The sequence below is a fragment of the Micromonospora sp. NPDC005299 genome, assembly GCF_042872345.1.
GTDB lineage: Bacteria > Actinomycetota > Actinomycetes > Mycobacteriales > Micromonosporaceae > Micromonospora.
Map to the genome: position 1 here is coordinate 144616 of NZ_JBIAKG010000001.1, position 12469 is coordinate 157084.

Consider the following 12469-nt stretch of genomic DNA (forward strand, 5'->3'; position numbering starts at 1 on the left):
AGTTTCATACCGGAGGGACCGCTTCATGCTCCTGTCGTACCCCGTTCGCCACCGCCTCTCCCCTCCCCGTCGGGCCCTCGCGGCGCTGGCCGCCACCGTGCTGGCGGCGGGCGCCTTGACCGGGTGCTCGGGCGAGGACGGGCCGGAGCGGAGCGTCGACGCCTTCCTGAAGGGCTGGCGCTCGGGCGACCTCCAGGCGGTCGGCTTCATCGACCCGACCGGCGCCAAGGTGCCGGCGGCCGAGGTGACCAAGGAGCTCCGGTCACTCGCCGGCGAGCTGGCCGACAGCCCGCCGCAGCTCAAGCGCACCGGCGAGGTGAAGGTCGACGGCGACATCGCCACCGCGCGGATCCGGCTCACCTGGACGCTGCCGGGCGCCACCACCTGGACCTACGAGAATCCGGTACGCCTCCGGCACGGCGACGACGACCAGTGGCAGGTCATCTGGGAGCCGACCGTCGTGAACGAGAAGCTGGAGGCCGGCGACCGGCTCGCGCTGCGCCGGGAGACCGCGCCCCGGGCCGGGGTGCTGGACTCCGCCGGGGCCCCGGTCGTCGCACCCCGCCCGGTGGTCCGGGTGCAGGTGACCCCCGGCGAGGTCACCGACGTCAAGGCCCTGGTCCGGCAGCTCGACGCCGCGTTCAAGGCGGTCCGGCCCGCGCTCACCCCGCCGGTCGACCTGTCCGACCTGCCCCAACGTCTGAAAGAGGCGGACCGGGGCGCGCGCGTCGAGGTGGTGACCCTGCGCGACGAGGCGTACCGGCAGATCAAACCCCGGATCTACCACCTGCCCGGCACCCGGTTCGAGTCCGACCGGCTCTTCCTGGCCCCGACGCGGGAGTTCGCCCGGGCCCTGCTCGGCTCGGTCGACCCGGCCCAGGCCGACGACCTCAAGGCCCACCCCGACACGTACGTCCGGGGCGACCTGGTCGGTCACGGCGGCCTCCAGGGCCGCTACGACGACCGCCTGCGCGGCACCCCCGGGATCACCGTGATCACCGAGCACCGCGCCCCGGACGGCACCACCGCACCCAACGGGGTCGAGGTGTTCCGCAGCGAGCCCAAGGCCGGCCAGCCGCTGAAGACGACCCTCGACGTGCCCACCCAGAACGCCGCCGACGCGGCGCTGCGCGGGCAGACCCGGCGCTCCGCCCTGGTGGCCGTCCGCATCGGCGACGGCGCCGTGCTGGCCGCCGCGAACGGCCCCGGGGCGGCCGGCGAGAACCTCGCCTTCACCGCCCAGGTGCCGCCCGGCTCGACCTTCAAGATGGTCAGCGCCCTCGGCCTGCTCGACCGGGGCGCGGTGACCCCGGAGGCGACCGTGCGCTGCCCGAAGACGTTCGAGGTCGACGGCCGGTCCTTCAAGAACTCCGACAACTTCGAGCTGGGCGACGTCCCGTTCACCACCGACTTCGCCAAGTCCTGCAACACCGCCTTCACCTCGCTGGCCCCGAAGCTCGGTCCGGACGGGCTGGCGCAGGCGGGCCGCAGCCTCGGCCTGGAGGCGCCCTGGGACCTCGGCGCCGACGTCTTCACCGGGAAGGTCTCCGTCAACGGCTCGGCCACCGAGCAGGCCGCCGCCGCGATCGGCCAGGGCACCACCGTGGTCAGCCCGCTCGCCATGGCCGGCGCCACCGCCGCCGTGGCCCGCGGCCACTGGGAGCAGCCCAAGCTGCTGCTCGACCCCGCCCCGGCGAAGCCCGCCCCGGCCGGCGCGGCCCTCAAGCCGGAGTCGGTGGCGGCGCTCAAAACGATGATGCGCGCGGTGGTCACCAGCGGCTCGGCCAGCGCCCTGGCGGACGTGCCCGGCGAGCCGGTCCACGGCAAGACCGGCACCGCCGAGTACGACGACAACCCGGCGCACACCCACGCCTGGTTCGTCGGCTGGCAGGGCGACGTCGCGTTCGCGGTCTTCGTGGAGCAGGGCGGGTCGAGCACGACCAGCGCGGTTCCGATTGCCGAACGCTTCCTCCGCGGCCTCGCGGCCCGCTGAGGTGGCTCAGGCGATGTCCACACCCGGTCGCGCCGGCCCGGCCTCGCCCACCGGCGTCGAGGGCTCGCCCTCGCCGCTGGGCACCCGGCGCAGCAGCCCGGGCCCGGCCGGCGCGAGCGGTCCCACCGGCTCCGGTCCGGCGGACCCGTCCGTTTCCGGCGCACGGCGCGGCAGGCCCGCACGGGACGGATCGGCGGGATGGTCGACCGCGGGCCCGTCGCTGTTGACGCCGGCGGGTTCCTCCCCGGCCTCGGTCGGGGTCGGGCCGATCGGTTCCACGGCCACCGCGGGCGCGGGGACGGCCGCCGGGCCGGGCAGCACGTCGCGCGCCGGCGGCCGGCCGTTGCCGGGCCGGGGCGCCGGCGCCACCGGGCCGGGCGGCAGCAGCCGGGGCGGTGTCGCGCCGGGCGCCGCGACCGGCGCGAGCCCGGCCACCACGGTGTTGACGATCTCGGCGGCGTACGACCCGTCGGGGTCGTAGTCGGGGTCGAAGACGGTCAGCTCGACGCCGAGGCAGTGCGGGGTGTCCACGAGGCCGGCGAGCAGGATCTCCAGCTCGGCGAACGCGATCCCGCCCGCGTCCGGCGCGTCGACCGCGGGCATCACCGCCGGGTCGAGCACGTCCACGTCGATGTGCACCCAGTAGCCGGCGCAGTCGGCCAACTGCTCGTGCGCCCACTGGGCGGTGCGGGCCGCCCCCTCGGCGCGCAGCGCCGGCACGGGACGGGTGGTGATGCCGGCGGCCTGGAGGTCGAGCCGGTACTCGTCCTGGGCCCGGATGCCGAGCACCACCACGTCGATGTCCCGGAAGTACGGGCGCCGCCCCTCGATGGCGGCCAGGTCGGCCTGCCCCCGGCCGGTGACCAGGGCCAGGTCCTCCCCCGCCGCCGCGCCCACGTAGGAGGCGTTGCCGGGGTGCCGGAAGTCGGAGTGGCCGTCGACGAAGACCAGGCCGATCCGCCCGCCGACCGCCTCGCCGAGCCGGTGCATGGCCAGCGCCGAGCCGAGCAGGACCGAGCAGTCCCCGCCGAGCACCAGCGGGAACTCGCCGCGGTCGATGATCGCGCCGATCCGGTCGGCCAGCGCCACCGAGTAGCCGGAGATCTCCCGGGCGTGGCAGACCCCGTCGCCGGGGCGCCAGTCACCGGGGTCGTACCGGGGCGGGGTGAGGCAGCCGGCGTCACGGGCCCGCAGCCGGGCGAGCAGGCCGTGGTCGCGCAGCGCGCCGGGCGCCTTCGCGCAGCCCGGGACGGCGGTGGACGTGGGTGGGCGCAGGCCGAGGTTCGTCGGCGCGTCGAGGACGGCGATCCGGCGCATCATGAGCTCCCGTCCTCGGTGGTCGGGCGGGCCGGCCGGTACGCCGGCCCGCGCTGGCGTGCGATGAACTCAGAACAGGGCGCTGGCCAGGGCGCGTCGGGCGGCCGCCACGGCGGGGTCGTCCGGGCCGGCGATGCTGAACAGCGACACCAGGTGCTGGCGGACCTTCTCCCGGTCGTCGCCGGCGGACCGGCGGACCAGGCCGACGAGCCGGGCGTACGCCTGCTCGGCCAGGCCGCTGAGCACCTCGATGTCGGCGGCGAGGAGCTGGGCCTCGATGTCGTCGGGGGCCTGCTCGGCGGCGGCGAGCGCGGCGCGCGGATCGGCGCCGGCCACCCGCCGGGCCACCCCGACCTGGGCCAGGCCGGCCTCGGCCGCGGCGTCCGCCGGGCTCTCGGCCAGGATCTTCCGGTACGCCGCCTCGGCGGCCTCCAGATCGCCGGACATCAGCGCGTCGTCGGCCTCGGTCAGCCGCGGGTCCTCCGGCTCGGCGACGGTGACGCCACCGGCCTTGAGGATGGCCTGGATCCACTGGCGGAGCTGGGCCTCCGGCACGACGCCGGAGAAGGCGTCGATCGGCTGCCCGCCGACCACCGCGTAGACCATCGGGATGCCCTGGACCCGGAACATCTGGGCGAGCCGCGGGTTGGCGTCGACATCGACCCGGGCGAGCACCCAGGCGCCCTCGCCCTCGGCGGCCAGCCGCTCCAGCACCGGCGAGAGCTGCTTGCAGGGCTCGCACCACTCGGCCCAGAAGTCCACGACGACCGGGGTGGTCAGCGACCGCTCCAACACCTCGGACTGGAAGGTCGCCTCGGTCACGTCGATGACGGCCACACCGCCACCCGACGGGGGGCCGCCGGGTACGCCGGCCGGGGGGCCGGCCTGGCTCGGGGCGGTGGGGCGGGAGGGTTCCGGGGTGCCGCGCAGCGCGCTGAGGTCGACCGCGCCGCGGGTGAAGATCGACGAGGTGATCCGTGGGTCGCTCATGGTTATCTAGTCTCGCACGTGTCCCGCGGAACTCAGATCAACCGCCACGGCGGCAGTTGCGACTCTCACGCCTGGTGGGGATGCGAGGAAGGGCCCCTTCCTGACGCCAGGCGACAGGAAGGGGCCCTTTCTGACACTCAGAACCGGGCGGGCTCGCGGTAGACGCCCCACTCGGCACGCAGGGCGTCGCAGATCTCGCCCAGCGTGGCCTCGGCCCGGACCGCGTCCAGCATGGCCGGGATCATGTTCCCCCCGGTCCGGCTGACCTCCACCATCCGCTGCACGGCGGCCTTGACCGCGGCGTCGTCGCGGCCGGCCTTGCGCTCGGCGAGCACCCGGCGCTGCTCCAGCTCGACCTCGTGCGAGATGCGCAGGATCTCCAGGTCCTTGGCGACCGTGCCGGTGTGGCAGTTGACACCGACGATCCGCTTGTCGCCCTTCTCCAGCGCCTGCTGGTAGACGAAGGCCGACTCGGCGATGTGGCCGGTGAACCAGCCGTCCTCGATGCCGCGCAGGATGCCCGAGGTCATCGGGCCGATCTGGTGTGGCCCCTCGCCGCCGAGCTGCCGGATCCGGGCGAAGATCTCCTCCGCCTCGGCCTCGATCTTGTCGGTCAGCGCCTCGACGTACCAGGAGCCGCCGAGCGGGTCGGCGACGTTCACGACCCCGGTCTCCTCCATCAGCACCTGCTGGGTACGCAGGGCGATCTCGGCCGACTCGTCGGTGGGCAGGGCCAGGGTCTCGTCGAGGGCGTTGGTGTGCAGCGAGTTGGTGCCGCCGAGCACGGCCGCCAGGGCCTCCACGGCGGTCCGCACCACGTTGTTGACCGGCTGCTGGGCGGTCAGCGAGACCCCGGCGGTCTGGGTGTGGAACCGCAGCCACTGGGCCTTCTCGCTGGTGGCGCCGTAGACGTCGCGCAGCCAGCGGGCCCAGATCCGGCGGGCGGCCCGGAACTTGGCGATCTCCTCGAAGAAGTCCACGTGGGAGTCGAAGAAGAAGCTCAGGCCCGGGGCGAAGACGTTGACGTCCAGCCCGCGCGAGAGCCCCAGCTCGACGTAGCCGAACCCGTCAGCCAGGGTGTACGCCAGCTCCTGCGCGGCGGTCGAGCCGGCCTCGCGGATGTGGTAGCCGGAGACCGACAGCGGCTTATACCGCGGGATCTCCCGGGCGCAGTACTCCATCAGGTCGCCGATGAGGCGCAGGTGCGGCTCCGGGTCGAAGAGCCACTCCTTCTGCGCGATGTACTCCTTGAAGATGTCCGTCTGGAGCGTGCCGTCCAGGGTGGACAGGTCGGCGCCCTGCCGCTCGGCGGCGACCAGGTACATGCAGAAGACCGGCACGGCCGGACCGGAGATGGTCATCGAGGTGGTCACGCCGGCCAGGTCGATGCCGTCGAAGAGCACCTCCATGTCGGCGGCCGAGTCGATCGCCACGCCGCAGTGGCCGACCTCGCCGAGCGACTGCGGGTCGTCGGAGTCGCGCCCCATCAGGGTCGGCATGTCGAAGGCGACGGAGAGCCCGCCGCCGCCGGCCCCGAGGATCATCTTGTAGCGCTCGTTGGTCTGCTGGGCGTTGCCGAACCCGGCGAACTGCCGGATGGTCCAGGTGCGCCCGCGGTAGCCGGTCGGGTAGAGCCCCCGGGTGTACGGGAATTCGCCCGGCCAGCCGATCCGCTCGAAGTCCGGGTACGGCACCCCCTCCGGGGGCCCGTAGACCGGGTCCACGGTCATCCCGGACAGCGTGGTGAAGTCCGCGTCCCGCTTGCGGGCGGCGTCGTAGCGGGCCTGCCAGCGGGCCCGACCGGCGGCGATCTCGTCGGCGTCCATGCGCGGAGCTCCTCCTCGAGTCCTCGGATGAGACCGAGTGTAGAACGCCAGCCTGAACGATCGCTAAGCTTGCGCCTACCGGCCGGTAACCTGATCAGGCCGAGGGCACCGCCGGCCCGCCCAGCGCCACGTCGTCGACCCGGATGTTGATCTCGTCGACTCGAAGCCCGTACGCCTCGACCGCCGAGGTCACCGCGGCGCGGACCGCCTCGGTCACCTCGGGCACCGGGCGGCCGCCGCCGATGACGATGACCAGGTTGACCACCGCCGCGCCGTCGGTGACGTGCGCCGAGCAGCCGCGCCGGGCGTCGCCGACCTGGTCCAGCCCGACCCGGTCCAGCACGGCGTTGAAGAAGCGGGCCACGTCGCCGCCCAGCTCGGCCACCCCGGGCACCGACTTCGCGGCGGCCACCGCGATCTTCTCCACCACCTCGTCGGAGACGTAAGTGGCGCCGCCCGCCACCGCGTTCGGGGTCACCGACAGCTCCTGGGTCGCCTCGTCAGCCATGCTCTCCCACCACAGACGCGCACCGCCCCACGGGTCCGCGAGGCGGTGCGAGCGTACTAGGCGGGGATGCTCCGCAGTGGACCCGTCACGCGCCCAGCTGCGCCAGCAGTTCGCCGGCCGCCGCGTACGGGTCGATCGCGCCGTCGGCCACCTTGGCCGCGAGGGTCGGCAGCTGCGTACCGTCGCGCAGCGAGCCGATCCGATCCCGCAGGGTGCCCAACGCGATCGCCTCGACCTCGGCGGCGGCCCGCGCCTCCCGGCGGCGGCGCAGCTCGCCGTGGCGCTCCAGCCAGTCGCGGTGCTTGTCGATCGCGGCGGCGATGTCGTCGATGCCCTCGCCGCGGGCGGCGATGGAGCGGACCACCTGCGGCCGCCATTCGCCCGGCCCGCGCTCGCCCAGCGCGATCATGCCCTGGATGTCGCGCACGGTGGCGTCGGCGCCGTCCCGGTCGGCCTTGTTGACCACGAAGACGTCCGCGATCTCCAGGATGCCGGCCTTGACGGCCTGGATGGCGTCGCCCATGCCCGGGGCGAGCAGCACCAGCGTGGTGTCGGCCAGCGAGGCCACCTCGACCTCGGCCTGACCGACGCCGACGGTCTCCACCAGCACCACGTCGCAGCCGGCGCCCTCCAGCACCCGCACCGCCTGCGGCGTGGCCGCGGAGAGCCCGCCGAGGTGGCCCCGGCTGGACATCGAGCGGATGTAGACGCCGGGGTCGGTGGCGTGGTCCTGCATCCGGACCCGGTCACCGAGGATCGCCCCACCGGTGAACGGGCTCGACGGGTCGATGGCCAGCACACCCACCCGGTGCCCGCGCGCCCGAAGGGCCCGGACCAGCTCGTTGGTGGTGGTCGACTTGCCCACCCCCGGCGAGCCGGTCAGGCCGACCACCTGGGCGTGCCCGGCGTAGGGGGCCAACGCCGCCGCGACCTGCGGCAGCACCTCGTCGCCGGACTCGACCAGGGTGATCAGCCGGGCCACCGCGCGGGGGTCGCCCGCGCGGGCCCGCTCGACCAGCAGGGGTACGTCCCGGCTGCGGCGCACCGAACCGGCCGCCGCCGCCGGGACGTTCTGAACACTGTCGCCCACGGTCAGCTCTCGGCACCGTTCGGCACGTGGATGATCAGCGCGTCGCCCTGGCCGCCGCCGCCGCAGAGCGCGGCCGCGCCGGTGCCGCCGCCCCGCCGCTTGAGCTCCAGCGCCAGGGTGAGCACCAGCCGGGCGCCGGACATGCCGATCGGGTGGCCGAGCGCGATGGCCCCGCCGTTGACGTTCACCTTGTCGGTGCTGATCCCGAGGTCCCGGGCGGACTGGATGCCGACCTGGGCGAAGGCCTCGTTGATCTCGATGAGGTCGAGGTCGGAGACGCCCAGGCCGGCCTTCTTGAGGGCGTGGTTGATGGCGTTGGACGGCTGCGAGTGCAGCGAGTTGTCCGGGCCGGCCACGTTGCCGTGCGCGCCGACCTCGGCCAGCCAGGTGAGCCCCAGCTCCTTGGCCTTGGCCTTGCTCATGACGACCACCGCGGCGGCGCCGTCGGAGATCGGCGAGGAGCTGCCGGCGGTGATGGTGCCGTCCTTGGTGAAGGCCGGGCGGAGCTTGCCCAGCGACTCAGCGGTGGTGTCCGGGCGGATGCCCTCGTCCTCGCTGATCACCAGCGGGTCGCCCTTGCGCTGCGGGATGATCACCGGGGTGATCTCCTCGGCGAAGTGTCCGTTCTTCTGGGCGGCGGCCGCACGCTGGTGGCTGGTCGCGGCGAACGCGTCCTGCTCCTCGCGGGTGATGCCGTGCTTCGCCCCGTGCCGCTCGGTGGACTCACCCATCGAGCAGCAGTCCCAGGCGTCGGTGAGACCGTCCAGGGCCATGTGGTCCTTGATCGTCACGTCGCCGTACTTGTAGCCGGCCCGCTGGCCGAGCATCAGGTGCGGGGCGTTGGTCATCGACTCCATGCCGCCGGCCACCACGATGTCGAACTCGCCGGCCCGGATGAGCTGGTCGGCCAGGGCGATCGCGTCCAGGCCGGAGAGGCAGACCTTGTTGATGGTCAGCGCCGGGGTGGACATGGGGATGCCCGCCTCGACGGCGGCCTGGCGGGCCGGGATCTGGCCCGCGCCGGCCTGGAGCACCTGCCCCATGATCACGTACTGCACCTGGTCCGGTGCCACGCCGGCGCGCTCCAGCGCCGCCTTGATCGCGACGCCGCCGAGCTTCGTCGCGGGGAGGTCCTTGAGGTTGCCCAGCAGGCGCCCCATCGGGGTCCGCGCGCCGCTGACGATCACCGAAGCCATGCCTGCCTCCGAGGGGGTGCCGACCTGTACGCCTTAACGATTGTTAGGACGCACCATATCTGCCGGGAAGGGCGACAGTACGGTGACCCCGAGCACGTCCGCAATGCGCTCCAGGTCATGACGGTCGATGGCCTGGTCGTCGCGCCGCGGCGTCCGACCTCCGGGCCCGACGCGGCAGCACGCAGCAGGCCTTCGCCGGGCTGCTCGCGCGTTCAGCCCTGGCGCGGGCGGCGCCGGCGCGGCGGCACCGGACCCCTGGGCGACGACGCCAGCGACAGGTCCGTCCCTCGGGCGGCCACCTCGATCCGCGGCGTCCGGTCCGGCGGGAGGTGCTCCCGCCGGGCGACCACCACCACGTCGACCTTCCCGGCGAGCATCATCTGCCTGACCTCGTCCCACGGCGCCGTGGTGATGATCCCGAGAAGGTCGTAGCGGCAGCGCCCCGCGTGGTCCAGGCAGGCCATGAGGTGGGGTTCGATCGGGTCGACGTGGGAGGGGATCCAGATGGCAGTGACGGGGCGTGACAGTGAACTCACCATCCGTACTCTTCACCGCATGCAAGTTGCAGATCAACCGTGCGCCGTCCGGGTTCGCATATGCCGAACGATCGATGAGCGGGGACCACTGGCGATCGGGGTCAGCCGCGGGACGTGCCACCGTGCTGCGCCCGGAGGTGGTCGTCGAGGCGGCTCTCCACGTCCTTGAGACGGCGCTCCGCGTCGTTGACCGCGTCCCGCAGCGTCCCGCGTCCGTTCGGGCGCAGCTCCGTTTCGATCCGCCGCAACCGCTCCGGCACCCCCGGGACGGCGTCGTGGCCCGGTCGGGCCGGCACCCCGTACCAGTCCTGCCGGAACTCCTCGTTGTGGCGCGCCAGGCGGCGCAGCGGCCGGCTCACCGTCACGGCCAGGGTCAGCGCGGTGAGGATCGCGCCCAACACGACGCTTGCCGCCGCCCACTGCTCCAGCGTCATGCCGACCGCTCCCGAGCCGGGCCGCCTGCGACGGTGGCGTCCGGTGCGTTACCGCGCTTCTTCGGTGCCGTGCGCACGGCTCGACCCTCCCCGAGTCCGGTCGAGGCCCCCGTACCTGGGCCGCGAGCGCTGGCCGGGGGGCGACCACTGCTGATGTGCGTGCCTGTTCGAATCCTGCTCGCGACCGGGTCGTCGGGGCATCGCCCGTCCAGCAGGACGATCGGAGCGCGGCCGGCCGCCGGCTCGGGTGTACGGCGGATGTCGGCCCGGTGACCTCGTTGGGGGTAGCCCGTTCGGCTGAGGCTTGGGGTGGAGACGTTCGGGCGGGTCCGATCCGGCGGCGTGAGATTGCCGACCTGTACGCCTTAACGATTGTTCGGCCAAACTGGCGCCATGGCTGAGAACTCCCCCGTCGAGCCCGCTGCCGACCATGTCACAGACATCGGCCTGCGCCGCATCGACCACGTCGGGATCGCCGTGGCCGACCTGGACGCCGCGATCGACTTCTACCAGCGCACCTTCGGCATGCGCTGCGTGCACACGGAAACCAACGAGGAGCAGGGCGTACGCGAGGCGATGCTGGCCGTCGGGCCGACGGCCGAGGGCGGCTGCGTGCAGCTCCTCGCCCCGCTGTCGCCGTCCTCGACGATCGCCAAGTTTCTGGACCGCAACGGGCCGGGCGTGCAGCAGGTCGCGTACACGGTGACCGACATCGACGCGGCCTGCGCGGCGCTGCGCGAGCGCGGCGTCCGGCTGCTCTACGAGAAGCCGAAGCGCGGCACCGCCGACTCGCGGATCAACTTCGTGCACCCGAAGGACGCCGGCGGCGTCCTGGTCGAGCTGGTCGAGCCGGCCGCCACCACCCACTGAGCCGCGGAGGGGCCCCGGTCGAGGCGGCCGGGGCCCCCTCCTGATACCTGGGACGCAGCGCGGCACTGCGCGGTTTCGCGTTCCCACGGACACCTCCACGCATCGGCGGATGCAGTTTTTCACAGAGGACTTCCCGCCCTAGCTACCGTTCAGTAACGTCCGGCCCCACAGGAGCGCGACCGGGTGCCGGATGTGTCGATTGCCGACATGGCGGTCCCGGCGCACCGGCGCCGACGATGGCAGCACCCCTGCCCGCCCGGTGCGGGTGCGCAACGAACGGGAGGTCACCGTGCAGGACATCCTCGAAGCGATCATGGCGGCGGAGGGCTCGGCGCAGCCCGAGCGGGAACTCGCCGGCATCGCCGGCCTGCCGGTACCGGAGACCTACCGGGGTGTGGTGGTCCGCGCCGAGGACACCCGCATGTTCGACGGCATGGCGACCCGGGACAAGGACCCGCGCAAGGCGCTGCACGTCCAGGAGGTGCCCACCCCCGAGCTGGGCCCCGGCGAGGCGCTGGTCGCCGTGATGGCGAGCGCCATCAACTACAACACCGTGTGGACCAGCATCTTCGAGCCGCTGCCCACCTTCAAGTTCCTCCAGCGCTACGGCCGGCTCTCCGAGCTGACCCGCCGGCACGACCTGCCGTACCACGTGGTCGGGTCGGACGCGGCCGGCGTGGTGCTGCGGACCGGGCCGGGGGTGACCCGGTGGAAGGCGGGCGACGAGGTGGTCGCGCACTGCCTCTCGGTGGAGCTGGAGGACGCCGCCGGCCACGACGACACCATGCTCGACCCGCAGCAGCGCATCTGGGGCTTCGAGACCAACTTCGGCGGCCTGGCCGAGCTGGCCGTGGTCAAGGCCAACCAGCTCATGCCGAAGCCGCGCCACCTGAGCTGGGAGGAGGCGGCCAGCCCGGGGCTGGTCAACTCCACGGCGTACCGGCAGCTCGTCTCCCACCACGGCGCGAACATGAAGCAGGGCGACGTGGTGCTGATCTGGGGCGCCTCCGGCGGACTGGGCGGCTACGCCACCCAGATGGCGCTGGGCGGCGGGGCCATCCCGATCTGCGTGGTCTCCTCGCCGGAGAAGGCCGAGCTGTGCCGGAAGATGGGCGCCGAACTGGTCATCGACCGCACCGCCGAGGGCTTCCGGTTCTGGAAGGACGAGGAGACTCAGGACCAGGACGAGTGGCGCCGGTTCGGCGAGCGGATCCGCGAGCTGTCCGGCGGCGAGGACCCGGACATCGTCTTCGAGCACCCCGGCCGGGAGACCTTCGGCGCCAGCGTCTACGTCGCCAAGAAGGGCGGCACCATCGTCACCTGCGCCTCCACGAGCGGCTACCTGCACCAGTACGACAACCGCTACCTGTGGATGCATCTGAAGCGGATCGTCGGCAGCCACTTCGCCAACTACCACGAGGCGTGGCAGGCCAATCGGCTCGTGGCGCTCGGCAAGGTGCACCCGACCGTGTCGCGGACCTACCCGCTGGAGCAGACCGGCCAGGCCGCGTACGAGGTGCACCGCAACGCGCACCAGGGCAAGGTCGGCGTGCGCTGCCTGGCGCCCACCGACGGGCTCGGCGTCCGGGACACCGAGCTGCGTGCCCGGCACGAAACCGCGATCAACCGGTTCCGCGGGCACTGACCGCCGGCATTGCCTTTCCGGTAGGCCACAACACCATTCGATTGCCGTACGACAAAGGGCCGCG

10 protein-coding genes and 1 pseudogene are annotated in these 12469 nt (G+C 73.3%); 3 read left to right on the plus strand and 8 right to left on the minus strand.

The window, feature by feature from the left end; genetic code table 11:
* The first annotated feature begins 25 nt into the window (after positions 1-25).
* Positions 26-1993, plus strand: coding sequence for a penicillin-binding transpeptidase domain-containing protein (locus tag ACFYPD_RS00725; RefSeq protein WP_387107275.1), 1968 nt, complete (start codon positions 26-28; stop codon positions 1991-1993).
* A gap of 225 nt (positions 1994-2218) precedes the next feature.
* Here ACFYPD_RS00725 and ACFYPD_RS00730 read toward each other — a convergent pair.
* The 8 genes and pseudogenes from ACFYPD_RS00730 to ACFYPD_RS00765 form a co-directional block, all read right to left on the minus strand.
* Positions 2219-3313, minus strand: a pseudogene (locus tag ACFYPD_RS00730) (arginase family protein); the annotation flags it as partial.
* A gap of 66 nt (positions 3314-3379) precedes the next feature.
* Complete coding sequence (locus ACFYPD_RS00735) at positions 3380-4300, minus strand: tetratricopeptide repeat protein (protein ID WP_387107277.1); 921 nt, start codon at positions 4298-4300, stop codon at positions 3380-3382.
* Between the two features lie 137 nt (positions 4301-4437).
* Positions 4438-6126, minus strand: coding sequence for a methylmalonyl-CoA mutase (locus ACFYPD_RS00740; protein ID WP_387107279.1), 1689 nt, complete (start codon positions 6124-6126; stop codon positions 4438-4440).
* 94 nt (positions 6127-6220) lie between these two features.
* On the minus strand, positions 6221-6634 hold the full coding sequence (locus ACFYPD_RS00745; protein WP_387107280.1) for an Asp23/Gls24 family envelope stress response protein: 414 nt from the start codon (positions 6632-6634) through the stop codon (positions 6221-6223).
* Between the two features lie 85 nt (positions 6635-6719).
* Positions 6720-7724, minus strand: a complete 1005-nt coding sequence (gene meaB / locus ACFYPD_RS00750) for a methylmalonyl Co-A mutase-associated GTPase MeaB (RefSeq protein ID WP_387107283.1) — start codon at positions 7722-7724, stop codon at positions 6720-6722.
* 2 nt (positions 7725-7726) lie between these two features.
* Positions 7727-8920, minus strand: coding sequence for an acetyl-CoA C-acetyltransferase (locus ACFYPD_RS00755; protein ID WP_387107286.1), 1194 nt, complete (start codon positions 8918-8920; stop codon positions 7727-7729).
* A 212-nt stretch (positions 8921-9132) separates the two neighbouring features.
* Positions 9133-9456, minus strand: a complete 324-nt coding sequence (locus ACFYPD_RS00760) for a hypothetical protein (protein WP_387107288.1) — start codon at positions 9454-9456, stop codon at positions 9133-9135.
* A 101-nt stretch (positions 9457-9557) separates the two neighbouring features.
* Positions 9558-9890 carry a hypothetical protein gene (locus ACFYPD_RS00765; protein ID WP_387107289.1) on the minus strand — a complete coding sequence of 111 codons (333 nt, stop codon included), beginning with the start codon at positions 9888-9890 and terminating at the stop codon, positions 9558-9560.
* Between the two features lie 393 nt (positions 9891-10283).
* On the opposite strand from ACFYPD_RS00765, the gene mce reads away from it, so the two are divergent.
* Entirely contained in the window at positions 10284-10760 is a 477-nt protein-coding gene (mce, locus tag ACFYPD_RS00770) for a methylmalonyl-CoA epimerase (protein WP_387107292.1), read from the plus strand.
* A 289-nt stretch (positions 10761-11049) separates the two neighbouring features.
* Positions 11050-12405 carry a crotonyl-CoA carboxylase/reductase gene (gene ccrA / locus ACFYPD_RS00775; protein WP_387109084.1) on the plus strand — a complete coding sequence of 452 codons (1356 nt, stop codon included), beginning with the start codon at positions 11050-11052 and terminating at the stop codon, positions 12403-12405.
* Positions 12406-12469 lie beyond the last annotated feature (64 nt).

Excerpts from the sequence above, each read along its gene's own strand:
- mce (WP_387107292.1), top strand. The coding sequence starts at position 10,284 with ATGGCTGAGAACTCCCCCGTCGAGCCCGCTGCCGACCATGTCACAGAC.
- ACFYPD_RS00740 (WP_387107279.1), bottom strand. The coding sequence starts at position 6,126 with ATGGACGCCGACGAGATCGCCGCCGGTCGGGCCCGCTGGCAGGCCCGC.
- ACFYPD_RS00755 (WP_387107286.1), bottom strand. The coding sequence starts at position 8,920 with ATGGCTTCGGTGATCGTCAGCGGCGCGCGGACCCCGATGGGGCGCCTG.
- ACFYPD_RS00765 (WP_387107289.1), bottom strand. The coding sequence starts at position 9,890 with ATGACGCTGGAGCAGTGGGCGGCGGCAAGCGTCGTGTTGGGCGCGATC.
- ACFYPD_RS00745 (WP_387107280.1), bottom strand. The coding sequence starts at position 6,634 with ATGGCTGACGAGGCGACCCAGGAGCTGTCGGTGACCCCGAACGCGGTG.
- ACFYPD_RS00725 (WP_387107275.1), top strand. The coding sequence starts at position 26 with ATGCTCCTGTCGTACCCCGTTCGCCACCGCCTCTCCCCTCCCCGTCGG.
- ACFYPD_RS00735 (WP_387107277.1), bottom strand. The coding sequence starts at position 4,300 with ATGAGCGACCCACGGATCACCTCGTCGATCTTCACCCGCGGCGCGGTC.